Origin of the sequence: Halorubrum trapanicum, assembly GCF_002355655.1 — an archaeon.
GTDB lineage: Archaea > Halobacteriota > Halobacteria > Halobacteriales > Haloferacaceae > Halorubrum > Halorubrum trapanicum_A.
Map to the genome: position 1 here is coordinate 1168619 of NZ_AP017569.1, position 24351 is coordinate 1192969.

Sequence of the window (24351 nt, forward strand, 5' to 3'; positions counted from 1 at the left end):
CGGCGCGGTCGTCCCCCTCGGGTCTCGGCCGCGTATCCGACTCGGATCCCGGTCGCGGATCCGTGTCGTTATGGGGCCGCCAACCCAATGAACCGGTAAATGGGGATCCTCGAGGACAAGTCGAACGCCCGGCTCTTCTACAAGTACCTCTCGAAGGTGTACGACCGGATTAACAGCTTCAACTGGAACGAGGAGATGCGCGCGGAGGCGCTCTCGTGGCTGGAGTTCGGCGACGACCCGACGGTGCTCGACGTGGGCTGCGGCACCGGGTTCGGCACCGAGGGACTGCTCGAGCACGCCGACGACGTCCACGGGCTCGACCAGAGCGTCCACCAGATGGAGAAGGCGTTCGAGAAGTTCGGGAAACACGACAGGGTGAACTTCTACCGCGGCGACGCCGAGCGGCTCCCGTTCCGCGACGACGCGTTCGACGTCGTCTGGTCGTCCGGCTCCATCGAGTACTGGCCCAACCCCGTCGAGGGGCTGCGCGAACTCCGCCGCGTCGCGAAGCCCGGCGGACAGGTCCTCGTCGTCGGCCCCGACTACCCCCACAACCTGATCCTCCAGCGGGTGGCCGACGCGATCATGCTGTTCTACGACGCCGACGAGGCCGACCGGATGTTCGAGGCGGCCGGCTTCGAGGAGTTCGAACACCACATTCAGCAGGCGACCCCCCAGAGCCCGCGCGCCATCACGACCGTCGCCCGCGTCCCGGGCGGCGACGAGGCGGGCGGCAATTCCGCGTCGGGCGCCGGGGAGTCCGCGTCGGCGGCGCCCGACGCCGAGTAACGGCGCCGACGCCGACCCCGCCCGAGGCGCGCGTTTTTACCCGGGTTCGACGACCGTCTCCAGCGCCGCGACCGGCTGGCCGTCGGCCGTGATTTCGACCGCGACCCGCCGGCCCGGTTCGAGCGTCGGGTCGTTGGTGTCCGCGACGCGGAACGTCGCCGTCTCCCCGACGCGCAGCGTGTCGCCGCCGGCGGAGTTGAACGCCCCCGTCGGCCCGGGGTGGAAGCCGGCGGCCGAGAAGAACGGGACGGGCGGCTGTTCGTCGAGCGGCTCGCCGTCGACGCTGACGCGGACCGTCACCGCGGAGACGTCGATCGGGTCGCCGCCGCGGTGGTCGATCGCGATCCGGTCGTCGGTCGCCGACAGCGACAGCACCGCCGACGGCGGTACCGTCGCGCTCGGGCCGTCGAGCGCGGCGGCCGCGACGCCGCCGGCTAACACGACCGTGATCGCGATGAGCAGCACGCCCGCAACGGGCGCGATCCCTCGGGCGCGACGAACGACTGGTGGCACGGCGGCCCTGCGGCGGTTTCGGGTAAAAGGGTCGGCCCGGGAGGCGGCCGAGTCGGGCCGTCACTCGTCGTCGACCGGCCGCGGCGTCGGGAGCGGCTCGATGTCGCCGAGGACGACGACGCGGGGCTCGTCGACGACCGTGATGCGGTACGTCTCGGCCGGCGAGAGCGTCCGGACGACGCCCGCGTCGTTCGTGGTGCCGATCGCCTGACTGTCGCCGTCGCCGACCGACTTGGTGACCGTCACGCCAGGGATCGGCTCGCCCGTCTCCTCGTCGCGGACGGTGACGGTCACGGGACCGCCCGGATACGTCCGCTCGACGGTGACGTTGAACCCGTCGCCGGTCTCCGACACCGGTTCGCTGTCGGGAAACGCAGACAGGTCGATCCACTGGTGTTCGACGAACACCTGTTCGGTCCCGCCGCTGACGAACGTCCGGAGAGTACCGAACTCGTGGGGGATCGTGATCCGGTGGACGGAGCCCGCGCCGAAGGCGTCGGGCTCGCGGAGCGCCGCCGTCTCGGGGTAGGCGGCCTCGGTCATCTCGATCGCCGCGTCGTTCGTGATGTCGCTGCCCCCGCGGTCCCAGCGGTCGGTGCGGAACACCTCGCGGACGTACTCGCCGTCGACGACCGTCGCCAGCACGACGGCGCCCTGACTCGACTGTACGTAGATGTCGCTCGGGCCGGTTTGTCCGCGAGCGATCGCGAGCGCGTGGTCGCGGACCGGTCCCTCGTACACCTGAAGCGCCACCTGAAGTTCGTCGAGCCGGCCGGGCGAACTGAAGTCGTCGGTCGCCTCGGCGAGCTCGTCGATCGCGTCGAGCCGCTCGTCGTACTCGCGGGCGGTCGCGGCCACGCGGACGAGCTCGTCGACCAGTTCGCGGTCGCTGAGTTCACCGGACGCGTGGGCACTGAACGCGTTCGCCTGTTGGCTGTTGAGCGCCACCTCGGCGCGCTCGACGCGGTTGATCTCCGCGAGGATCTGCTGTTGGCGTTCGACGCCCCCCTCGGCGCGTTCGATCCGGTCGACGACGGCGGCGGTCTCGAAAGCGGCGTCGGCGTCGGCCGTCGCGAACCCGAGCGACGACCCGAGGTCGGGACCGCGAGTGTATTCGCTGACGCGCGTCGCCGCCCCTGGCGGCGTCGAGAGCGTTCGGAGCGTGAGGTTCGCCGTGTCGATCTGCGGCGTCGTCTGCCCGGTGGCGGTCGATGCCGAATCGGCGGACAGCGGGGAATTGACGGAAACGGTCGAATCGACGGACGGCGCCGGATCGGCGGAAGCGGCCGAATCGGCGGAGTGCGAGACGGCGCCGGGCGCGGTGACGCCGGCGACCGGGGCCACGAGCAACAGGACCGCGACCGCGGCGATCGGGAGGGCTCTCATCGTCCGGGAGTTCGACCCGCGACACAAAAATCCACCCACTACGGTCGGCCGGGGGGTGCGGGCCGCTCCGACGCGGTCGAATCCGGTCCAGGCCCCGGTTGCGGCGAGCGTTCTCGCGGACGTCGTGTCAAAAAACAGTGTATGGAAAGCGTTTTGCCCGGCGCGCGAGTTCCCCGGGACGTATGCGGCACCCCGCCTTCCGCGCGCTCCTGATCGCCGTCGTCGCGCTCGCGCTGGTCGCGAGCGCCGGCGGCGCGTCCGACGGCGCGACCACGACCCCCTCCCTCCTCGACGCGGACGAGGCCCCGGCCGACGTTCCGACCGTCGGCGACGACCCCGACGGTCGCGACGCGGTCGGGGACCGCTCGACCGCGGTCCGACAGCAGACCGGCGACGGCGTCGCCTCCCCCTCCGCGACGCGGATCCGAATCGAGCTGAACCCCGACCGCAGCGCCGACTGGACCGTCGCGGTCCGGTACTCGCTGGCGGACGAGAACGAGACGAGGGCGTTCAGAGACGCCGGCGCCCGCTTCCGCGACGGCGAGGTCGGCCCGAGCGCCGAGCTGTTCGAGGGGTTCCGCCGCGAGGCGAACCGGAACGTCGACCGGTCGATGGCGATCGAGGACGTCGAACGCGAGGTCGTCGTCCACGAGAACCCGGGCGAGTTCGACGTCGCCACGGAGGAGGCGGTCGCGGTCGGCGAGCTCCGGCTGCGCTTCACCTGGACGTCGTTCCTCGCGCAGGACGGCGAGAGCCTCGTTCTCGGGGACGCGCTGACGACGCCCGGTAACGAGACGTGGCTCCGGAGCCTCGAAGCGAGCCAGACGATGGAGGTGGCGACGCCGGAAGGGTACACGGTCACCGGGACGCCGAGCAGCGCCGTGACGCAGCTCTCGGACGGCGACGTGATCATCGAGGGGCCCCAGACGTTCGAGGGGGGCGAGCCCGTGGTGATAGTGTACGGGCCCGCCGGAGCGGGGCCCCCGTGGACGATGTTGATGGCCGCGATCGTGCTCGCCGCGGCCCTCGTGGCCGGGAGCGTCGTCGGGTACCGGCGGATCGGCGCCGGGGAGAGCGACCCGAACGAGTCGGCTGCGATCGGCGGCGAGGAAACGGCGAGCGGTCCGAACGCGATGGACGTCGACGACGCCGGCCCGAGCCCGGGAGATGACGCAGGCGCCGACGCGGCCGACGAGGCGGCCGACGGCGACGGGGAGGACCTCTCGCTGCTCTCGGACGAGGAGCGCGTCGAGCGGCTCCTCGACGCGAACGGCGGGCGGATGCGACAGGCCGACATCGTCGCCGAGACCGGGTGGTCGGACGCGAAGGTGTCGCAGCTGCTCTCGGCGATGGCCGACGAGGGGCGCGTCGAGAAGCTCCGGCTCGGCCGCGAGAACCTCATCTCGCTGCCCGACGGCGAGGATAGCGAGGGCGGTGAGGGCGGCGCCGGCGAGTAGCGAACCGGCTGCCGACGAGCGGCGGCACCGGCCGCGCCGACCGGCGGACCGAACGACGGGCGGGCCGGCGGACCGAACGACGACCGGCCCGAGCGGAAACCGATGGTCCGCCGTCGCCCGTTCCGAAAACCATTACAGGGCGAGCGACCGAGTATCGATCATGAAAGTTCTGGTGACCGTCAAGGAGGTCGCGGAGGCGGACGACGACTTCGCGATCGAGGGGACAGACATCGCCGAGTCCGACCTCGAGTACGACCTCAACGAGTGGGACGACTACGCCGTCGAGGCCGCGGTCCAGCTCGCCGAGGCCGGGATCGCGGACGAGGTCGTGACCGTCACCGTCGGCCCGGAGCGCGCCGAGGAGACGATCCGGATGGCGCTCGCGAAGGGCGCGGACCGCGCGGTCCGGGTCTGGGACGAGGCGCTCGACGGCGGGTTCGCCGACGTCGCCTCGAAGGTCGCCCTGTTCGAGGCGGTCGTCGACGAGGAGGAGCCGGATCTCATCCTCGGCGGCGTTCAGGCCGCCGACACGGGCTTCGGCGCCACGGGCGTCGCGCTCGCGGAGCGGATCGGCTTCGAGCACGCGGCGGTCGTCAACCAGCTCGACGTGGACGCGGACGCCGGCGTGGCGCACGTCCACCGCGAGCTGGAGGGCGGCGTCGAGGAGCTAACCGACGTCGACCTGCCGGCGGTGTTGACCGTCCAGACCGGGCTCAACGAGCCGCGATACGCGAGCCTTCGCGGCATCCGACAGGCGCAGCGCAAGGAGATCGCCGCGAGGGACCTGTCCGACCTCGGGCTGACCGCGGACGACGTCGAGAGCGCGCTGACGATCACCGAGATGTACGAGCCGGAGAGCGAGTCCGACGCGGAGATCATCGAAGGCGACGCCGGCGAGTCCGCGGGGCGCCTTGCCGAGGTCCTCCGCGATAAGGGGGTGGGCGCGTGATGGCCGACGTGCTCGTCGCCGCCGAACACCGCCGCGGCGCGCTCCGGGACGTCACCTACGAGGCGATCACGGCCGGGCGGGAGCTCGCCGACGCGCGCGGCGGCGACCTCCACGTGGCCGTCGTCGGCGGCGACGTCGACGGGTTCGCGGAGGAGCTCAACCGCGAGGGCGTCGACGCGATCCACGCCGTCGACGACGGCGAGGAGTTCGACCACAACGCCTACCAGGCGGCGGTCTCGACGCTCGCCGACCGGATCGACGCCGGCGCGGTGGTGCTGCCGAACTCCGTCAACGGGCTCGACTACGCGCCCGCCCTCGCCGAGGCCCTCGGCGTCCCGATCGTGACCGACGCGGTCGGATTCGACTACGACGACGGGCTCACCGTCACCCGCGAGATGTACGGCTCGAAGGTCGAGACGACCGTCGACGTCGCCGGCGACCGGTTCGTCCTCACGGTCCGCGGCGGCGAGTGGCCGCCGGCGGAAGGGGTGGGCGACGCGACCGTCGAGGCGGCCGACGTGGACATCCCCGAGTCGGGCGCCCGCGTCACGGGCTTCGAGGAGGTCGGCGGCGGCGACGTCGACATCGCGGACGCCGACGTGCTCGTCTCGGTCGGCCGCGGTATCGAGGAGGAGGAGAACCTCGAACTCGTCGAGGAGCTCGCGGACGCGCTCGGCGCGACGCTGTCCGCCTCGCGGCCGATCGTCGACAACGGCTGGCTGCCGAAGAACCGGCAGGTCGGCCAGTCGGGGAAGGTCGTCACGCCGGACGTGTACATCGCGGTCGGCATCTCCGGCGCGGTCCAGCACGTCGCCGGCATGAAGGGGTCCGACACCATCGTCGCGATCAACACCGACCCGAACGCCCCCATCTTCGACATCGCCGACTACGGGATCGTCGGCGACCTCTTCGACGTGGTGCCCGAGCTGATCGACGAGTTCGCGTAGGCCGGCGGCGCCGTTCCGGCAGTAACGTTCTTTGACTCCGGTCGAGAACCGGACGGGCAGACGGCGTCCGCCGTCGGCTCCCCGATGATCCCCATCCGCGCCGCCGTCCCGACGACCGAGGAGGCGAGAGCGCTGCTCGTCGGTCTCAGCCGGGCGATCGACGGCGATTGGGACGCGATCGCCGCGGAGCTGGCGGGCGAGGAGCCGGACGCGGCGCTGCTCGATCTGGTGTCGGAGCCGTTCGCGTCCGTCGACGACGTCGCCGAGCGGCTGGCGCGGACCGAGTCGTACCTCCGCGAGCGCGGCGACCGGCGCGCGGTGTTCCTCACGGTGTACAGCCGGATGACGGCGGCCGTCCGGAGCGCAATCGACGACGGCGCGTTCGTCGACTCCGAGTGGGCGGCGTCGTACCTCGTCGCCTTCGCGGAACGCTACCGGCGGGCGCTGGTCGCGTTCGAGCGCCGGTCGTTCGACTCGCTCCCGCGGCCGTGGCTGATCGCCTTCGCCGCCGCGGCCCGCGGAGAGACGCTGGTCGCGCAGGACGCACTGCTCGGCATCAACGCGCACATCACGTACGACCTCACGTACACGCTCGGCGACGCGGGGATCGACCCCGACCGCGACGCCAAGCGCGAAGACCACGACCGGATAAACGCGATCCTCGCGCGGCTCGTCCAGACGGCGCAGGACGCGCTCGTCGAGGCGTACGACGCGGTCGGCGTCGCCGGGATCGACGCGCTGTTCGACCCACTCGACGACCGGCTGGCCCTGCTGGGGTTAAAGGGCGTTCGGGAGTTCGCCTGGCGGAACGCCGTGTTGCGGGCGGACCTCCCGGAATGGGCCGGCGGGCCGTACGTGGACTGGCGGACGGAGACCGTCGCGACCGGCGCCGCCGCGGTCGTGCTCGCGCCCGGGTTCGACGCGGGTGAGATCGCGCGCCTGCGGGACGCGGAGACCGAGGGCGACGCCGCGGGCGGGTTCCGCGAGGCGTTCGGACGGCTGACGTAGGGAACGGAGGAGCGAGCGTCAGGCGAGGGGCCGGGGAGCAAGCGCCGACCGGGTCGCGTCGCGTTCTCGGTTCGTTTATCACCCCGCCGGCCCTCCGATCGGGCAATGAGCGAGGCCGACGAGCAGCCGGCTGCGACCGCGACCGGCCGGGAGATCTGGATCGAGAAGTACCGGCCGCAGACGCTCGACGACATCCACGGACAAGAGGAGATCGTCGAGCGGCTCCAGAGCTACATCGCGCAGAACGACGTGCCCCACCTGCTCTTTTCAGGGCCTGCGGGCAGCGGCAAGACGACCGCTGCCACCGCGATCGCCCGCGAGATCTACGGCGAGGACAACTGGCGCGGGAACTTCCTCGAACTGAACGCCTCCGACCAGCGCGGGATCGACGTCGTCCGCGACCGGATCAAGGGGTTCGCGCGCTCCTCGTTCGGCGGCGACTTCCGGATCGTGTTTCTCGACGAGTCCGACAGCCTCACGGATGATGCACAGGCAGCGCTCCGCCGCACGATGGAGCAGTTCTCCGACAACACCCGCTTCATCCTCTCGTGCAACTACTCGTCGAAGATCATCGACCCGATCCAGTCGCGCTGCGCCGTCTTCCGGTTCTCGCCGCTCTCGGACGAGGCGGTCGGCGGGATGGTCCGCGAGATCGCGGCCGCGGAGGGGATCGAGGTGACCGACGCGGGCGTCGACGCCCTCGTCTACGCGGCCGACGGCGACATGCGCCGCGCGATCAACTCGCTTCAGGCGGCGGCGACGACCGGCGACGTCGTCGACGAGGAGGCGGTGTACGCGATCACGGCGACCGCGCGCCCGGAGGAGATCGAGTCGATGGTGACCGACGCGCTGAACGGCGACTTCGCGCGGGCGCGGTCGACCCTCGACACGCTGCTCACCGAGACGGGGATGGCCGGCGGCGACGTGATCGACCAGCTCCACCGCTCCGTCTGGGAGTTCGAGCTGAGCGAGCGCGAGGCGGTGCGACTGATGGAGCGCATCGGCGAGGCCGACTACCGGATCGCCGAGGGGGCCAACGAGCAGGTCCAGCTGGAGTCGCTGCTCGCGGCGCTTTCATTGGACGAATAGCGATAGACTGGGGCCGGAGATCCGGTCGTTTGTTTATAAGCATTTGATAACAGATCGGGCGATAGCGGAACGATGTTGAACACCGCCAAAGTCCCAGCGGCTCATTTATAAATGATTGACTGCGGATCGCCGGTGAACACCGCCAAAGCCCCAGCCGCTGGTTTATAAATAACTGAGAGCAGATCAACGGCGAACACCGCCAAAGCTCCAGCCGCTCGTTTATAAATAACTAAGAGTAGATCAACGGCGAACACCGCCAAAGCCCCAGCCGCGAGGACGGCGCACACTCGTTGCGCTCCTCGCTCGTTCGCTCCGCTCACTCGCTGCGGTGCTTACGTCGTCTGCGCCGTCCTCGCGGCAGCGTGGCGCTACGCGCCACGGGCAGCCGGCGGCGAAGCCGCCGGCGACTGCCCCTTTGAGTCCCGCCCCGCACAGCAACCGCACCTCACGCCTCCCCAGCCTCGTCGGTCGGCCTCCGCTTCGCTCCGGCCGCCCGACTCCCTCGCGCGTGCTCCTCGCGCCCGTTGGGCGCTCGGAGGCACGCGCCGACCGCACTGTTGTTTATAAACATCGACGCCACCCGCTCTCAGGTATTTAAATGTCGCATCGCTCGCCGTCGTATCCGTGCCGACCGGAACCCGTCCGGTCGCCCTCTCAGAGGTCGACGCCGTCCGGGTCGTTCCACTCGTCGTCTTCGTCGTCGCCGCCGTCCGCCTCCGTTCCGGCGGGGCCGAGGCGCTTCTCGCCTTGGCGCGACTCGTGGACCGCGAAGCCGCCGGTGCGGCCGTCGTCGCCGCCGGCGTACGGGTCCTCCTCGGGGTCGTAGTCGAGTTCGTCGCGCTCGAAGACGTACGCGAGGAAGCCGAACAGCGGGACGACGAAGGCGATCAGCGCCCACTTGCGCGGGTTCATGCCGTACTTGGGCGCGTCGACGTACGCGTAGGCGGCGAAGCCGACGAGCCACGCGAGCGGGACGCCGACGAGGATGACGGCGACGAACGGCTGCATACGGTCGCTTCGACCGCGCGGTAATAAGCGTGCGGGCGGCCGGGCGCTCGGCCGCGGCGAGGCCGCGGACGGCACGTCACCAGACGCCGTTCACAGGAACGGCCGCCAGTAGTACGGGCTGACGAACCCCTCGATGACGGCGGCGACGGCGAATAAGATTCCGAGCCCGACGGTCACCCAGAACGCGGCCTCCAAGGCGTCGGCGAGCCGCGCGCGGCTCGCGCGGCCGCGGAACGTCCGCCACGAGACGGCGCCGAGGTGGATCCCGAGCGCGCCCGAGGCAATGAGCGCGGGGATCTCGAAGATCCCGTGCGGGACCACGAACGCGACGAGCGCGAGGAGGTTCTCCTCCAAGGCGGCGGTGGCGCCGAGCGCGAGGCCGTTGAACGCGAGCGACGAGAGCGCGGGGAGGGCGAGGCCGACGCCGGAGAAGGCGGTCGCGATCGCGACCCCCCAGTTGTTCCCGAAGTACGTCAGCGTCGCCACGGGCGGGATCTGTCCGGCGATCCGCCCCTCGATCGAGGTCGGGACCGTTTCGGCGAACGGCGCGGCGGCGTACCACCCGACCGCGCCGAAGCCGACCGCGACCGCGAGCGCGAGGGCGTGACTGCCCGGCGTCGAGCGGACGAACCCGGCCAGCTCGCGCCACCCGCGGCGGAGGCCGCCGACGAACTGGGCGCGGACGCCGGCCTCGGGCGGCGAGACCGGGTCGACCGTCCCGCGGTAGTCGCCGTAGAGGACGGTCTTCAACAGGTCGAGCGCGGGCGCGACGACGACCGCGCTGGCGAGCGCGACGACGGGGCCGCCGCCGAGGAACGCGATCCCGGAGGCGACCGACGCGACGGCGACCAGCGCGCCGATCGCGACCACGAGGTAGGCCGCGGCGTCGACGGGGTTCGAGCGCACGAAGCCGCCCGCGCCCTCGATCCCACCGACCACGCCGGCGTCGTCGACGACGACGGCCACCGGCGCGAACGCGAAGAGGATCCGGACGAGCGCGAGGGCGACGAGACCGACGAGGAGGGCGGCGACCGCGACCGCGGCCCCGAGGAACGGGTTCGCGAGGAACGCCGCGCCGACCGCGAGCGACCCGAGCGCGACGACGCCGATCCAGAGGAGCAGCTCGGCGACGTACAGCCCGAGGAACGTGAGCCACCTCGACCGGGCGCCCGCGATCCCGCCGACGAGCCCCCGTTCGTCGCGGAGGCTCGCGATGACGGCCGAGAGCTGGCCCGCAGAGACGACGGCGTACGCGACGACCGCGAGGACGACGGAGACGAGCACGCCGGCGGCGAACAGGATCCCGACGGTCGGCGTCAACAGGGGCTCGAACGCGGGCGTCAGCCCCTCGGCCCACGCCTGAAACGCCTCGGCGTCCTGCGTGTCCGGCGGCGGCTCGACCCCGGCGAGCGCCTCGCCGGCGGCCGCGAGTCGCCCGGTGAGTTCGAGGTGGAGGTAGATCCCCGCGAGCGCGGCGAACGTGCCGAGGCGGGCGATCACCGGTATCGCGGTGCCGAGGAGGTAGAAGGGGAGGACGTCTGCGGGGCGTCGGCGGAGGGTCGCTGTCGTTGCCGTGACGGCGGCGGAGAGGTCCATGTCTCCCGATCGGCCGTCCGATACTTAAAAACGGGAGTCCGAGCCGCCGCCGGACAGCGGCGAGGGGGGAGCTAGTCCCAGAACGACTGGGTGCGCGCGTACTCGCGCTCCTGTCTGAGCACGTCGCGGTAGAACTCGTCTTCGTCCTCGCGGAGCTTGTTGATGATCCGCGCGGCGTTGTGGGGGCCGACGCCCCGCGCCGCGAGGGCTATTACCGCCCGCTTCCCGTGCGTCTGGACGAGGCTCGCGGCGCGGTGGGCGCGCTCGGTGCGGCGCTCCTGCTCGTCGTCCTTCTCGGGCGCGCGCACCGCGGCGACGGTCTCCTCGTCCCACGGGTTCAGCGCCGCGATCCGGGTGGACCCGCAGTCGGGGCACTCGGGCTGGTCGCGGACGCGCCGGACCTTCGTCGTGTGCTTCCAGTCCGTGCAGTGGAGACAGAAGAGGATCACCCGGTCGTCCCGAATCCGCTCTTTGACCGTCTCGATCACGTCGGCGTCGGCGTTGTCCGGGACGAGGAACTCCGTGCCGGCGGAGCGGCCCGCGGTGCCGAGCGGGGTGCGCTCGCGGGCGATCGCGAGGTCGAGCGAGCCGCCGCGGCCGCCGCTGCCGCCGCTGCCGCCGCTCTCCGCCTGGATCCCCGCGAGCAGGTCGGCCGTCTCCGGGACCGCGAGGTCGGCGTGGAACACCTCGCGGAGCGCCTCGTCGTAGACGGGGGTGTCTTCGAGGGCCGCGAGCAGGCGGTCGCCGCCGAACTTTCCGCGTCCCTCCTTGTACCGCTTGACGGCGCCGAACTTCGCGGCGACCTGCGCGAGCGTGAACTTCAGCGCGTCCGACTTCTTCACCGCGAGTTCGAGGTACGCCGCCAGCCGGTCGGGGTCGGTCGTCTCCAGCACCTCGCGGAAGTCCCCGACGCCGGCGTCGTGGGGCACCTCGAACTCGATCCGGTACGGATCGACGTCCATCCCCACCGACGAGCCGGCGCGCTGGCCGACCAAGGCCGCGAGCAGGCGCGCGAGCGTCTCGTTGACCTCGTGGCCGAAGGCGGCGTTGACCGCGACGGTGCGCGCGCTGCCCTCGATCACGATCCGCTCGTCCGTGGGGATCGGGTGACCGGCCTCGACGTGGTCGACGACCGGTTTCAGGGCCGCCGCGACGGTCTCTCGGTCGGTCGGGTACCGCTCCGCGAGGTCGATCGCGACGGCTTCCGGGGTGGAGCCGGCGTTCAGGGCAGCTGCGGCCTCGCCGCGTATTCGACCGACCTCCTCGGCGACCGGCTTCGGGACGGGGATCTCCTGGCCGACCCACGAGGGCACCTCGCCGGTCGGGTCGGGGATCGGCGTCACGTTCACGCGCTCCTCCTCCTCGTCGATCTCCGTGATCTTCCACATCTCGCCGCGCTGGACGAACGTCTCGCCCGGGCCGGCGAAGTTGACGACGAACTGCTCGTCGAGGGTCCCGATGCCGCGTCTGGAGGACATGTCGTACACCTCGTAGGTGGCCTCGTCGGGGATCATCGAGAGGTTCGCGTAGAAGTACTGCCAGATGCCCCCCGACTTTTCGAGCGTGTCCGTCTCCTCGTCGAGCCACAGCAGGCGGTTCCCGTCCAGCTCGCGGACGACCTCTTGGAACTCCGGCTCCGAGAGGTCCCTGAACGGGTAGGCGTTCGTGACCGTCTCGTACGCCTCGCGCGCGTGAACGTCGCCCTCGTCCATCACCAGCCCGACGATCTGGTTCGCGACCGTGTCGAGGCTGCCGTGGTGGATGTTCGCGGGCTCGACGAGCTCCTCGCCCGCCCGCCGCGCGATGGCGAGCGCTTCGAGCGTGTCGTCGCCGCCCTGCGTCACGACGGTCCCCTCTGAGACGAGGTCGCGGCGGTGGCCCGCGCGCCCGACGCGCTGGAGCAGACGTGCGACCTCGCGGGGGCTCCCGTACTGGACCACGTGGTCGACGCGGCCCACGTCGATGCCGAGCTCCATCGAGGAGGTGCAGACGAGCCCGTCGAGTTCGCCCGACTTGAACCGGTCCTCCACGTCGATCCGGACCTCCTTCGACAGCGAGCCGTGGTGGAGCTCGATCTCGGTGGGATCCTCGGCTCCGTCGGTTCTATCCGCCGCCTCCCGCTCCTTCTCCGCGAGCGTCTTGAACCGCGAGCCGAGCGCCTCCGCGGTCTGTCGCGTATTGACGAAGATCAGCGTCGACTCGTGGTTCGCGACGATCTCGCGGATCGTCCGGACGTGGCTCGCGGTCGTCTCGTCGACGGCGAGCTCGCCCGCGAGTGTCGCGTCGCGGTCGGTGATCTCGGGGTCGCGGACGCGCACGTCCGTCCGCGTTCCGGCCGCGACCTCGACCGTCTCGAACGCGCGGTCGCCCTCGCGGTCGGGGTCGCGTTTCCCTGTTCCGACGAGGAACTTCCCGACCTCCTCGGGGTCGCCGACCGTCGCGGAGAGGCCGACGCGCTGGAACGGGCCCGCCACGCGGCGGAGCCGCTCCATGCCGACCGTGAGCTGGGCGCCGCGCTTCGCCGAGGCGAGCTCGTGGACCTCGTCGACCACGACGTGCGCGACGTCTTCGAGGGCGACGCGCATCTTCGAGCCCGTCAGAATGGCCTGGAGGCTCTCCGGCGTCGTGATGAGCACGTCGGGCGGGTCGTCGGCCTGCTTGCCCCGCTCGTACTGGGTGGTGTCGCCGTGGCGCACCGCGACCTCGACGCCGAGGGTCTCGCCCCACCACTCAAGCCGGTCCATCATGTCGCGGTTGAGCGCGCGCAGCGGGGTGATGTAGAGGGCGGAGATCCCCTCGCGAGGCTGGTCGCCGGGCGCGTCGCGGGCGTCGACGATCGCGTCGAAGACGGGGAGCATCGCGGTCTCCGTCTTCCCGGTGCCGGTCGGCGCGAGGACGAGGGCGTTCTTTCCCTCGGCGAGCGGTGGAATGGCTTCGCGCTGGGGCTCGGTGGGCGTGGTGAACCCCCGGTCGGAGAGCGCCTCGCGGATCTCGCTCCCGAGGTGCGCGAACGCGTCCATGCCCGACGGTTCCGCCATTAACTGATCGTCGGACGTTGGGCGCTCGGGTGATTAAGCCCGTCGCTGTACGAGATTCAGACGGTTGACCGCGCGGCCGAGCGCTGCCGTCGCCGGAGGGGTCGCTCGCCGATCACTCGGCGAGCGGCAGCTTGACGACGAACACGCTCCCCGTCGGCTCGTTGTCCTCGATCCACACGTCGCCGTCGTACCTGTTGACGAGCGTCTTGACGAGGTACAGGCCGATCCCGGTTCCGCCGCTCTCCAGTCCCTTCTCGCCCTCCTGAAAGATCTGCTCTTTGTGATCGTCCGGGATTCCGGGCCCGTTGTCGGCGACCGAGACGCACACCGCGTCCTCCGACAAACTGGTCGAAACCGTGATCTCGGCCACCTGCTTGTCGTTGTGGACGACCGCGTTCGTCAGCAGGTTCCGGAACACCGCCTCCAGCAGGCCGTCGGCCAACACCGTCACGTCCGGGATCGATCCGTTCACCGTGACCGTCGCGCGGTCTTTCTTGGATCGGATCCGTTCGATCTGCTGGTTGAGTTCGGTGCGGAGATCGACCGGCTCTTGGTCGGTTCCGACCTGTAGCAACACGTCGGTGACGTCCCTGGCGGTCTCCGTGATGTCGGCCGCCTGCTTCGCCGCCCCGATGACCGTCCGCGCGTACGTCCGGCTCTGGTCGTCCGGTAGCGAGTCCTCGAGCAGTTCGGTGTACGACGTGACGACCATCAGCTGATTCCGGATGTCGTGGCGCACGACTTGGTTGAGCAGCATGAGGGTGTCCCGCTGCTCTTCGAGCGTCTGCTCGTACCGCTTGAGGTCGGTGACGTCGCGGGCGTATCCCAGAACGGCGTCTTCACCCGTTTCCGGCACCCTGTAGGGGATCTTCACCGTCTGGAGGATGCGCGTTTCGCCGTCCGCCGTCGTCAACGTCTCCTCGCCGACGTTCTTCGGTTCCCCGGACTCGATCACCTCCAAGTCGTCCTGCCGGAACGCCGCGGAGTCGTCGGCGTCCGGGATGATCTCGCCTTCGGACTTCCCCTCGACCTCGTCCGGCGTCAGTCCGTACGCCGCGGCCGTCGCCTCGTTCGCCAGGAGATACTCGCCATCGCGGTTCTTCACGAACACCAGGTCCGGCACGAGGTCGATGACTGTCCGTAGCTCCTCGCGCGTCGACTCAAGGGCCATCTCGTACCGCTTCCGCTCGGTGATGTCTTGAAACAGTCCGAGCGCGCCGACGACCTCCCCCGCGTCGTTGAACTGCGGATCGCCGACCGCCCTGACCCACCGGGTTCGTCCGGTCGCCGTGACGATCCGCAGTTCGAGGTCGTACGACTTGCCCTCCTCCGTCAGCCGCTCGAACGCCAGTTCGATCGCGTCCCGGTCGTCCGGGTGATAGAACTCTATTCCGTCTTCTAGTTCCACCGTCTCGTCGGCCGGCACCTCGTGGATCCGGTACACCTCGTCGCTCCACGTGAGCGACTCGTTGACCAGGTCGACCTCCCACCAACCGATCGACGCGCTCTCTTGGGTGCGCTCGATGAGGGCTTGCGTGCGCTCCAGCTCCGCCTCTCGCCGCTTCTGGTCGTCAATGTCGAGGTGGATTCCGACGGCCCGGACTGGCTCCCCGTCGTCGTCGCGCTCGACGACCCTTCCGACGTCGCGGATCCACTTCCACTCGTCCGCCGCGGTTCGCATCCGGTGTTTCGTGTCGTAGTACTCCGTCTCGCCCGCCATGTGTTCAGACAGGGCGTCTTCGACCGCTGCGAGGTCGTCGGGATGGACGCGGCGTTCCCACGCGACGAGGTGCGGCTCGATCTCGTCGGACGAGTGACCCAGCATCTCCGCCCACTGATCGTTGAACTCGACCTCGTCGGTGGTCATGTCCCAGTCCCAGACGCCGATCTGCGCGCCCTCGACCGCGAGTTCGAGTCGGTCTTTGATCTGCTGGAGGGTTCGCTCCCGCTCTCTCTGTTCGGTGATGTCGGTCGAAACCCCACACACTCCCCGGATCGATCCCTCCTCATCGTATACGGGAGACTTCCGCGTCAGTCGAACGCTCTCTCCGGCGGGCGTCGGAACCGTCTCCTCGATCTCGATCTGCTCACCGCCTTCGATCACTCTGCGGTCGTCCGCTCGGGCCTGCGCCGCGACGGCCTCCGGAAAGAGGTCCTCGTCGGTCATTCCGACGGGGTCCTCGTCGATGTCGAACACGTCGCGGCACGCCTGGTTCATTAGGAGGTACCGCCCGTCGGTGTCTTTCAGGAACACCGCCGCGGACATCGTCTCCAACACCGTCTGGAACCGACGGTACGTCCGCCGGTGTTCCCGCTCGCGTTCCTTCTGCTCCGTGATGTCGCGAGCGACGCCGATGATCTGCGTCACCGTTCCGTCCTCCGTGACCGGCGTCAGCTTCGTCTGCCAGTCCGTTGTCCCGGCCGGGAAATCGAGCCGCTCTTCGTACTCGATCGTCGTCCCCTCCTCGACGCACCGGCGGTAGTTCGCTTCGACCGCGATCCCCTGTTCGTCCCCGAGGAGCTCCCGCGGCGTCTGCCCGAACATCGCGTCCTCGGTCAGCCCGGTCTGTTGCTGGTACGCGGTGTTGTTCTGCTTGAACGTGAACTCGTATTCGCCGTCCCTTCGCACCACGTCAAGGAGAAATATCGCGTCGTCCGCCGCTCGGAACATCGCCTCGTAGGCGTTGGTCACCCGGTCACCGTCCGTCCCGGACCGACCAGCTCCGTCGGCTGTGTGTGACTCTCCTCCCATTGGCTCTCTTATACTATCTACGCCACCTCGACTGATAATACTGCGGATGTCAACGGCAGAACCCTCTCGTCAGTCGACCCCGGCCGCGGACTCCCACGTTCCGCGCCCGCTAGGTCACCCCGCCCTCGCTCGTCGCGTACGCCTCGTGCGCGCCCGAATCGAGGATCGACTCGATCTCGTCGACGACCTCCAGCACGTCGGCGAAGGAGGTGTAGGGGGCCGCGGGACAGACGCGAACCACGTTCGGCGGGCGGAAGTCGACGACCACGCCCCGGTCCTTGAGCGCCTCGCTCACCCGCTCGGCTTCGGGGTGTTCGAGGGCGACGTGGCCGCCGCGGGCGTCGCGTTCGCGGGGGGTTCCGACCGAGACCTCGGGGAGTCGGTCGTCGACGAGGGCGATGAGAAAGTCCGTGAGCGCGAGCGACTTCTCGCGCAGGCGCTCGATACCGGCCTCCCGGAGGAGTTCGACGGCGCCCTCCAGCGGCGCGGCCGAGAGCAGCGGCGGGGTGCCGATCTGCCACGCGCCCGCGGAGTCAGCCGGGGTGTACTCCATGTTCATCTCGAACTGCGTCGCCTTCTCGTGGCCCCACCACCCCGCCAGCGCGGGCGTGAGCCCGTGGTGGCGCTCCGCGACGAACAGCGCGCCGATCGAGCCCGGGCCGGCGTTGAGGTACTTGTACGTACACCACACCGCGAAGTCGACGCCCGCGTCGTCGAACTCGTGCGGGACGGCGCCCGCGGAGTGGGCCGCATCGAAGCCGGCGTACGCGCCCGCCTCGTGGGCCGCGGCGGCGATCCGCTCGACGTCGAACAGCTGGCCGGAGCGGTACAGCGCGGTCGGCATGAAGACGATCCCCACGTCGTCGTGCGCTTCCAGCGCCGCCTCGATGTCTCTGTGGTCGATCGTCCGCCCGTCGCGGCTCGGCACGACCCGGAGCTTCTCGTCGGGATCGATCCCCCGGTGGCGGAGCTGCGCCCGGATCGCGTAGTGGTCGGAGGGGAAGTCGAGCTCGTTGACGAGGACGGCGGGGTCGGTGCCGGGGTCGCCGTCGGGTGCCCACTCCCCGTCGGCCTCGGCGACCCCCTCGTGCTCCGGGCCGTTCCCGGCGAGCAGTTCGTCGAGGAAGGTGCCGATCAGGGTGTGAATGTTGACGGTGATCGAGTTGCTGACGACCACCTCGTCGGGGTCGGCGCCCACCAGCGGCGCGAGCGCGTCGCCCAGTCGCTCGCCGACCTCGAACCACGGCGGGTCGGCGTCGGTCCAGCCGGAGATGAGCTGGTCGCGCCACTCGTCGACGACGCGGTCGAGGCTCTCGAGTGCGGCGTCGCTCGCGGGCCCGAGCGAGTTGCCGTCCATGTACAGCAGGTCGTCGGGGATCCGGTACCGGTCCGCGAACTCGGAGAGCGGGTCGTTATCGTCGAGGCGCGCGGCGATCAGGGCGGGGTCGGCGTCGTTCGCCTCGTCGTCGCGGGCCGCTGTCCCGCCGTCTGCGCCGCCGAGCCCCTCGCCCGCGAGCGCGTCCCGGGCGGGGGCGTACGGGTCGTCCATACACGAGGGCGCCGCGCCGGCGACTAAGCGTTTCCGGGGTCGGGCGGTAGTTTAAAAAAGAGCTGCCGAGCGCTACTCGACGATGTCGATGGCGGGCCGCCCCGGCTCCGCCTTGCTGACCACGCTCTCGTCGACGTTCTCGGCGCGCTCGACGCGGACCGGCGCGTCGAACTCGCGCTCGATCAGCCACGCGGCGGCGCGCAGGGCGTCGTACTCGGCGTCGCCGTCGAGGGTCTCGCGGAGCGCCTCGCGGTTCGCTTGGAGGTCTTGGCCGTACGAGGCGGCGGCGTCCCCCTGCTCGCGGATGTGGTCCTCGCCCATCAGCTCGGAGATGAGGTTGTCGGCGTCGCTGTCGATCGCGATCGAGAGTGCGTCGTACTTCCAGTCGGGCGCGACGACGACGTCGATCCGCTCGGGGTCCTCGATCCCGGCGACCTCGACGATGTCGCGTACGTCCTCGCGGGTGTTCGCGACCAGCCGGCGGCGGCGCTCGACGGTGTCGCGGTCGACGCTCGCGGTCGGCCACTCCGCCTCGGCGACGAACCCGTCGCGGTCGAGCGTCTCCCACAGCTCCTCGGCGAGGTGGGGTGCGACCGGCGCGAGCAGTCGAACCGCGACGTCGAGCCCGCGCTCGAAGACGGCGGGGTGCGGGTCGGCGTACTCGCGGTAGCTCCGGAGCGTCCCCACGAGGTCCTGCGCCTCGCGGAGCGCGACGTTGAAGGTTAAGTCGTCGTACTCCGCGCCCGCGATGGCGACCGCGGCGTCCGTCTCGTCGGCGACGTAGTCGTCGATCTCGTCGCGGTCGGCGGCCGCGGCGTCGCCGTCGCCGGCGAGCGCGATCTCGCCCGCGGCGTACGCCTCGACGAGGTCGCTGAGGCGGGTCAGGAAGCGGTGGGTGGACCTGACGCCCTCCTCGGACCAGTCGAAGTCGCGCTCGGGCTGGGCGGCCTCCATCATGAACAGCCGCGCGGTGTCGGCGCCGTACTCGTCGACGATCCGCTGGGGCGAGACGACGTTCCCCTTCGACTTGGACATCTTCTCGCCCTCCAGCTGGACCATCCCCTGCGCCAGCAGGTTCGTGAACGGCTCGCGGTGGTCGAGCCCCTCCTCGTCGGCCAGCACCTTGGTGAAAAAGCGCGAGTACAGCAGGTGCATCACGGCGTGCTCGATGCCGCCGACGTACTGGTCGACCGGCATCCAGTCGTTCGCGCGGTCGAGGTCGAACGGGGCGTCCTCCAGGTCCGGCGAGACGTACCGCAGGAAGTACCACGAGGAGTCGACGAACGTGTCCATCGTGTCGGTCTCGCGGGTCGCGGGCGCGCCGCAGTCCGGACACGTCGTCGCCTTCCACTCGTCGGCGGCGTCCAGCGGGTTCCCGGTCGTGTTGATGAACTCCGGCAGCTCGACGGGCAGGTCCTCGTCGGGCACCGGGACCGCCCCGCAGTCGTCGCAGTTCACGATCGGGATCGGCGTCCCCCAGTAGCGCTGCCGGGAGATGCCCCAGTCGCGCAGGCGGTACTGGGTCGCCTCGCTCGCCGCGTCGGTGTCGGCCGTAATCCGCTCCCGGGCGGTCTCGCTGTCGAGGCCGGTGTACTCGCCGGAGTCGATGACGACCCCGTCGTCGGTGAACGCCTCCGCCTCCACGTCGGGAGCGTCGGGGACCGTCTCCCCGTCCGGGTCGTCCGGCTCCGGCGCGATCACGGGCCGGATCTCGACGCCCTTCTTCGTCGCGAACGCGTGGTCGCGCTCGTCGTGGGCGGGGACCGCCATCAGCGCGCCAGTCCCGACGTCGGAGAGGACGAAGTCGGCGACGTAGACGGGGATCTCCTCGCCCGTGACGGGGTTGGTGGCGGTGAGGCCGGTCGCGACGCCGTTCGGCTCGTCGCCGTCGGGGTCGGCCTCCTCCTCGATGAATCGTCGGATCTCGGCGTCCTCAGCGGCCAGCTCCTCGGCGATCGGGTGGTCGGGCGCGATCGCGAAGAACGTCGCGCCGTGGATCGTGTCGATCCGGGTCGTGAACGCCGTGACGGATCCGTGGCCCTCCACCTCGAAATCGACCTCGCTCCCGTGCTGCCGACCGATCCAGTTGCGCTGCATCTGGCGGACGGAGTCGGGCCACCCCTCCAGCTCGTCTATCGCCTCCAGCAGCTCGTCGGCGTACTCGGTTATCCTCAGGAACCACTGGTCGAGCTCGCGGGTCTCGACGGGGGTGTCACAGCGCCAGCACAGCTCGTCGTCGCCCTCGACCTGCTCGTCGGCGAGGACGGTCTCGCAGGAGGGACACCAGTTCACCTCGGCGTCGCGGCGCTCCACGAGGCCGGCCTCGTGGAAGCGGCGGAACAGCCACTGGTTCCACCGGTAGTACTCGGGGGTACAGGTGGTGACCTCGCGGTCCCAGTCGTAGCCGAACCCCATCGACTTCATCTGCCCGCGCATCGTGTCGATACAGTCGAACGTCCAGTCGCGGGGGTTGGTGTCGCGCTCCTTGGCGGCGTTCTCGGCGGGCAGCCCGAACGCGTCCCACCCCATCGGGTGGAGCACGTCGTCGCCGCGCATCCGCCGGTAGCGGGCGTACGCGTCCGTAATGGTGTAGTTGCGGACGTGGCCCATGTGGAGCTTCCCGGACGGGTACGGGTACATCCCGAGGACGTACGTCGGGTCCGAGGCCTCGTCCGGGACGTGGTAGACGGCGGCGTCGTCCCACGCCTCCTGCCAGCGTTCCTCGACCGTCGCGTGGTCGTATCCCTCCTGAGACATCTGCTTATATATCCGTGGTCGGCTCGGCGTCGTATAGCTTTCCATCCAGTGGTGGGCCGTGACACGCGGCCTCGCGGGGTGAGAACGCGAGGTCCCCGGCGGCGGAGCCCGACCGAATCCTACAGCTTCTCCGCGTTCTGCGCCTGCTCGACGCGCTTGGTCGCCTCTTCGATCCGCTTCCCGGTTGCGTTCGCGAGCCCGGGCGGGAGCCCGTCGCGCGCGGCGGCGAGCCGCTCTTCGATCCGCGCGATCCGGTCGAGCACGTTCGCCAGCTGTCGCTTCGTGCCCTCGCCGTCCCCCTCGCGGGCGCGCTCCTCGGCCCGCTCGGCGGCCTCGACAGCGGCGGCCAGCGCCCGTTCCAGTCCATTGACCGCGTTCGACGGGCCGCCGCCGGAGCCGCCTCCGCCGGAGCCGCCTCCGCCGGAGCCGCCTCCGCCGGAGCCGTCGTCATCGTCGCCGTCGTCGCCCTCGGCCGCCGCGGCCGCGACCGCGGCGCGCGTCTCCTCGGCCACGTCGGCGACGTAGCCGGCGAGCGGGGCCGCTCCCGTCTCCGGGCGCTCGATCCGGATCGGTTCCTGGGTCTCGGTATCGTCCGCGGCGGGGTTGACCCGGTACGCGCCGACCTCGTCGTCGGCGTCGCGGACCTCCGTCGTGTACGCGCCGCCGGCGTCGACGTACACCGCGTCGCTCCCGTCGATCGCGGAGTCGTAGATCCGCCCGGCGAAGTCGTCCTCGATCGCGGACCGAGCAAGGTTCACGTCGCTTTCGGCGTCCGAGAACTCCACCTTCCGCGCGTCCTCGCGGGCGACGAGCGGAATCTCGCCGTCGACGCCGGCGGTCGTCACCGACTCGTCCGCCGAGACGGTCAGCGTCTCGCTGTGGGGGGCCCGTCCGGCGCCGTTGACCGTGAAGCGGTGGTCACCCTCGGGGACGCCGTTCGCGACCGCGACGCCGCTGGCGAACGTCGGGACCGCCTCGGGGTCGCTCTCGATTAGGACGAACGACTCGACGCTCGTCTCGGTCGTCGTCAGCCCCTCGCCCGCCGGCGCCTCGTCGCTCTGCGTCGTCTGCGTGACGCGGGCGACGACCGCGTCGAGCGCTCCGGCCGCGTCGTCGCCGAACGAGGGGTCGTCGGCGATCGCGTCGTACCGGGCCGCCAGCTCCGACCGGTGGTTCCCGGCGGTGACGTCGAGCTCGGGGTTCTCGTAGCGGGGCTGCTCCCACGGGGCGCCGGTGGTCGTGATGTGGCTCGCGACGGCGTCCTCGACCACTTGGGGGACCGCGAACTCGAAGCTGAGCTGCGGCCCGGTGAACGCCGAGATGTCCTCCAGCTCGGCGCTCTCGACGAGGTCGTACTCGACGACCGAGTCGGCGAACCCGTCGGCGAGCGCGGCGTCGTCGCCCCCCGACGACCGCCCGCCGTATCGGTAGGCGGTCCCCGTCTCCCGGAGCGGGAGGTCGGTCGGCGGCGACCGCAGCGCGTCGAGCGAGCGGATCGCGAGGGCGCCGTCGACCAGCGACTCCTCGGTGACCGAGGGGAGGTCGGGGTGGTCGTAGATCGGTTCGCCCTCGTACTCGGGAACGACGAACGGGAGCCGTATCTGCTCGTCGCGGGGGAGTCCGTACGCGATGGGGATCCCGAGGAGGTCCTCGACGGTGTCTATCGTCGTGTTGGTGATGTCCGCGAGCAGCCCCTCGTCGCCGACGCGCCGGAACTGGTCGGGGTTCTCGTTGACCGAGAGCGTGCTGGAGTGCGAGCCGAGCTCCGAGAGGATTCGGGGAACTACGTCGGGGTCCGGATCGAGGAACTCGTTGTTCGGCACGCTCCGGGAGTGCGAGCTGGCGACGTACAGCTGCGGGTCGCCCGTGTCGAGGTCGACGAAGACGTGGAGCACCTCCCAGTCGTGCCAGTGGAAGTTCGCGGTGAACTGGTCGAACGCGGAGTAGAACCAGAACTGGACGACCCCGAGCGGGGAGTCCTCGTACCGCATCCCGTTGTAGAACACCGTCGGGTCCGGCGGCTCGCCCGCCTCGTCGTACCGCTCGTGGTAGCCGTCGAACGCCGCGAACCCGTCGACGACCGTCTCGCCGTCCTCCTCGACCGCGTACGGGCGCGGGTCGGTCGGGAACCACGGCTCGGCGGCGTCGAAGAACAGCGTCGGCGCGAACCGCGTCGCGAGCTCGTCGAGCCGGTCCGCGTCGAGGTCGGTCGTCGCGGCGTCGTCCGGTTCCGAGCCGGAGCAGCCGGCGACCGCGGCGCTCCCGGCGCCCGCGAGCGCCCCGAGGACCGTCCGACGGTCGACGCCGTTCGGCGGATCCCCGCCGGACGCTTCGCCCCGGTCAGGTCCGATCGCGCCGTCGCCGGCGTCGGCGTCCCGATTCATTTTCTGTGGCGACGAGAGCCGCACGAATAACACTTCTGACGCCCCACTCCTCTCGATCCCGCAGTGAATGAGACCCCGGGCCCGGCTCCGGTCAGCACAGGCGCGGAGACGATCCACGGCGGGAGTGAGTATCGCAGATCGATGGCGACGAAAACGTATTTAAATAGCCACGAGCGACGGCGACGAGGGGCTATAAAAAGGGGTGCGGTGGCGCGCCTGCGAGCGGCCGGAGCGAAGCGGAGGCCGCGAGCCAGCCCGCGAGGGACGCCGCGAACGCCCGCAGGGCGTGAGCGGCGAGGTTGGGGAGGCGTGAGGTGCTGTGCGGTCGCGGTCGGGCGGGACTCAAAGGGGCAGTCGCGAGGGCGAAGCACGCCGCAGCAAGCAGCGTGGCGCTACGCGCCACGGGCAGCCGGCGGCGAAGCCGCCGGCGACACCGCAGCGAGGGAGCGACAGCGACCGAGCGAGGAGCGCAGCAAGGCGCGCGAGCCGTCGCGGCTGGGGCTTTGGAGGTCGTCAGCGCAACCCGATCGAATATTTATAAACAGCAGACAGCAACACCGCGCTCCGACTTATAAACGACAACACTCACCACGTACTACACGTACTCCCGCAATCGTTCAAAACGGTCTCTGTAGCGACCGGCCGTTCCGACGACGACCGCTCCCGAGTCGGGTCGCCGCGGATCCGCGGGAGAAGGTATTTGCGGCCGGCAGCCCGACTCGGGGGCATGGACGGGAAGAAGGCCCTCTACTACGCGGCGATCGCGATCGCGGTGTTGATCGGCGTCAGCATCGTCGTGAGCGTGGTTTCGGCGATCTTGGGTCTCGTGTCGGCGATCGTCTCCGGGATCGTCTCCTTTGCGGTCCTCGCCGGAATCGTCTACGTCGCTTATAATGCCGGCTCGTGGCTCCTCGGTGACGACGGGGACTCGATCGGCGCCGATTCGCTCGACTCGATCGGGTCGTCGTCGACCTCGGCCGACGCCGGGACCAGCCGACAGGACCGGCTCCGCAAGCAGTACGTCGAGGGGCAGATCAGCGAGGCGGAGTTCGAGCGCCGCATCGGCGAGGAGTTAGAGACCGAGGAGGTCGACGACATCGACCGCGAACTCGAACGGGAGCGGTGAGGG

The 24351-nt window shown here is 70.4% G+C and carries 17 protein-coding genes; 7 read left to right on the forward strand and 10 right to left on the reverse strand.

Annotated features, from left to right (window positions below; genetic code table 11):
* Positions 1–99: 99 nt before the first annotated feature.
* Entirely contained in the window at positions 100–789 is a 690-nt protein-coding gene (locus tag CPZ01_RS05720; RefSeq protein WP_096393844.1) for a methyltransferase domain-containing protein, read from the forward strand.
* Positions 790–825: 36 nt separating this feature from the next.
* On the opposite strand, the gene CPZ01_RS05725 is transcribed toward CPZ01_RS05720, so the two are convergent.
* Together CPZ01_RS05725 and CPZ01_RS05730 are read right to left on the reverse strand one after the other, a co-directional pair.
* Entirely contained in the window at positions 826–1272 is a 447-nt protein-coding gene (locus CPZ01_RS05725; protein WP_096396148.1) for a type IV pilin domain-containing protein, read from the reverse strand.
* A gap of 90 nt (positions 1273–1362) precedes the next feature.
* Positions 1363–2688 carry a DUF7094 domain-containing protein gene (locus CPZ01_RS05730; RefSeq protein ID WP_096393845.1) on the reverse strand — a complete coding sequence of 442 codons (1326 nt, stop codon included), beginning with the start codon at positions 2686–2688 and terminating at the stop codon, positions 1363–1365.
* A gap of 182 nt (positions 2689–2870) precedes the next feature.
* Here CPZ01_RS05730 and CPZ01_RS05735 point away from each other — a divergent pair, with 182 nt between their 5' ends.
* From CPZ01_RS05735 to CPZ01_RS05755, 5 genes are all read left to right on the forward strand, one after another.
* Positions 2871–4145, forward strand: coding sequence for a helix-turn-helix transcriptional regulator (locus tag CPZ01_RS05735; RefSeq protein WP_096393846.1), 1275 nt, complete (start codon positions 2871–2873; stop codon positions 4143–4145).
* A gap of 160 nt (positions 4146–4305) precedes the next feature.
* Positions 4306–5094, forward strand: a complete 789-nt coding sequence (locus tag CPZ01_RS05740; protein WP_096393847.1) for an electron transfer flavoprotein subunit beta/FixA family protein — start codon at positions 4306–4308, stop codon at positions 5092–5094.
* Complete coding sequence (locus CPZ01_RS05745; protein ID WP_096393848.1) at positions 5094–6041, forward strand: electron transfer flavoprotein subunit alpha/FixB family protein; 948 nt, start codon at positions 5094–5096, stop codon at positions 6039–6041. Before CPZ01_RS05740 ends, CPZ01_RS05745 begins: the two co-directional genes overlap by 1 nt.
* Positions 6042–6125: 84 nt before the next feature.
* Positions 6126–7049, forward strand: a complete 924-nt coding sequence (locus CPZ01_RS05750; RefSeq protein WP_096393849.1) for a DUF5995 family protein — start codon at positions 6126–6128, stop codon at positions 7047–7049.
* 105 nt (positions 7050–7154) lie between these two features.
* Positions 7155–8138: a replication factor C small subunit gene (locus CPZ01_RS05755; RefSeq protein WP_096393850.1), complete on the forward strand. Its 984-nt coding sequence runs from the start codon at positions 7155–7157 to the stop codon at positions 8136–8138.
* 101 nt (positions 8139–8239) lie between these two features.
* Here the strand turns inward: CPZ01_RS05755 and CPZ01_RS14970 are convergent, their stop codons facing one another.
* From CPZ01_RS14970 to CPZ01_RS05790, 8 genes are all read right to left on the reverse strand, one after another.
* Positions 8240–8425, reverse strand: coding sequence for a hypothetical protein (locus tag CPZ01_RS14970; RefSeq protein WP_157745931.1), 186 nt, complete (start codon positions 8423–8425; stop codon positions 8240–8242).
* Positions 8426–8792: 367 nt separating this feature from the next.
* Positions 8793–9146, reverse strand: coding sequence for a hypothetical protein (locus CPZ01_RS05760; RefSeq protein WP_096393851.1), 354 nt, complete (start codon positions 9144–9146; stop codon positions 8793–8795).
* A 90-nt stretch (positions 9147–9236) separates the two neighbouring features.
* Entirely contained in the window at positions 9237–10742 is a 1506-nt protein-coding gene (locus CPZ01_RS05765) for a stage II sporulation protein M (protein WP_096393852.1), read from the reverse strand.
* Positions 10743–10813: 71 nt separating this feature from the next.
* Positions 10814–13780: a DEAD/DEAH box helicase gene (locus CPZ01_RS05770; RefSeq protein ID WP_172863935.1), complete on the reverse strand. Its 2967-nt coding sequence runs from the start codon at positions 13778–13780 to the stop codon at positions 10814–10816.
* A gap of 112 nt (positions 13781–13892) precedes the next feature.
* Positions 13893–16532, reverse strand: coding sequence for a PAS domain-containing protein (locus CPZ01_RS05775; RefSeq protein ID WP_096393853.1), 2640 nt, complete (start codon positions 16530–16532; stop codon positions 13893–13895).
* 109 nt (positions 16533–16641) lie between these two features.
* Positions 16642–18081, reverse strand: a complete 1440-nt coding sequence (gene kynU / locus CPZ01_RS05780; protein ID WP_096393854.1) for a kynureninase — start codon at positions 18079–18081, stop codon at positions 16642–16644.
* Between the two features lie 72 nt (positions 18082–18153).
* Positions 18154–20838, reverse strand: a complete 2685-nt coding sequence (gene leuS / locus CPZ01_RS05785; RefSeq protein WP_096393855.1) for a leucine--tRNA ligase — start codon at positions 20836–20838, stop codon at positions 18154–18156.
* Positions 20839–20957: 119 nt separating this feature from the next.
* Positions 20958–23222, reverse strand: a complete 2265-nt coding sequence (locus tag CPZ01_RS05790) for a hypothetical protein (protein ID WP_231899210.1) — start codon at positions 23220–23222, stop codon at positions 20958–20960.
* Between the two features lie 727 nt (positions 23223–23949).
* On the opposite strand from CPZ01_RS05790, the gene CPZ01_RS05795 reads away from it, so the two are divergent.
* Entirely contained in the window at positions 23950–24348 is a 399-nt protein-coding gene (locus CPZ01_RS05795; RefSeq protein WP_096393857.1) for a hypothetical protein, read from the forward strand.
* Positions 24349–24351: the final 3 nt, after the last annotated feature.

Coding starts and splice junctions, on each gene's coding strand:
- CPZ01_RS05720 (WP_096393844.1), top strand. CDS start 100: ATGGGGATCCTCGAGGACAAGTCGAACGCCCGGCTCTTCTACAAGTAC.
- CPZ01_RS05730 (WP_096393845.1), bottom strand. CDS start 2,688: ATGAGAGCCCTCCCGATCGCCGCGGTCGCGGTCCTGTTGCTCGTGGCC.
- CPZ01_RS05735 (WP_096393846.1), top strand. CDS start 2,871: ATGCGGCACCCCGCCTTCCGCGCGCTCCTGATCGCCGTCGTCGCGCTC.
- CPZ01_RS05740 (WP_096393847.1), top strand. CDS start 4,306: ATGAAAGTTCTGGTGACCGTCAAGGAGGTCGCGGAGGCGGACGACGAC.
- CPZ01_RS05745 (WP_096393848.1), top strand. CDS start 5,094: ATGGCCGACGTGCTCGTCGCCGCCGAACACCGCCGCGGCGCGCTCCGG.
- CPZ01_RS05750 (WP_096393849.1), top strand. CDS start 6,126: ATGATCCCCATCCGCGCCGCCGTCCCGACGACCGAGGAGGCGAGAGCG.
- CPZ01_RS05755 (WP_096393850.1), top strand. CDS start 7,155: ATGAGCGAGGCCGACGAGCAGCCGGCTGCGACCGCGACCGGCCGGGAG.
- CPZ01_RS05760 (WP_096393851.1), bottom strand. CDS start 9,146: ATGCAGCCGTTCGTCGCCGTCATCCTCGTCGGCGTCCCGCTCGCGTGG.
- CPZ01_RS05765 (WP_096393852.1), bottom strand. CDS start 10,742: ATGGACCTCTCCGCCGCCGTCACGGCAACGACAGCGACCCTCCGCCGA.
- CPZ01_RS05770 (WP_172863935.1), bottom strand. CDS start 13,780: ATGGCGGAACCGTCGGGCATGGACGCGTTCGCGCACCTCGGGAGCGAG.
- CPZ01_RS05775 (WP_096393853.1), bottom strand. CDS start 16,532: ATGGGAGGAGAGTCACACACAGCCGACGGAGCTGGTCGGTCCGGGACG.
- kynU (WP_096393854.1), bottom strand. CDS start 18,081: ATGGACGACCCGTACGCCCCCGCCCGGGACGCGCTCGCGGGCGAGGGG.
- leuS (WP_096393855.1), bottom strand. CDS start 20,838: ATGTCTCAGGAGGGATACGACCACGCGACGGTCGAGGAACGCTGGCAG.
- CPZ01_RS05790 (WP_231899210.1), bottom strand. CDS start 23,222: ATGAATCGGGACGCCGACGCCGGCGACGGCGCGATCGGACCTGACCGG.
- CPZ01_RS05795 (WP_096393857.1), top strand. CDS start 23,950: ATGGACGGGAAGAAGGCCCTCTACTACGCGGCGATCGCGATCGCGGTG.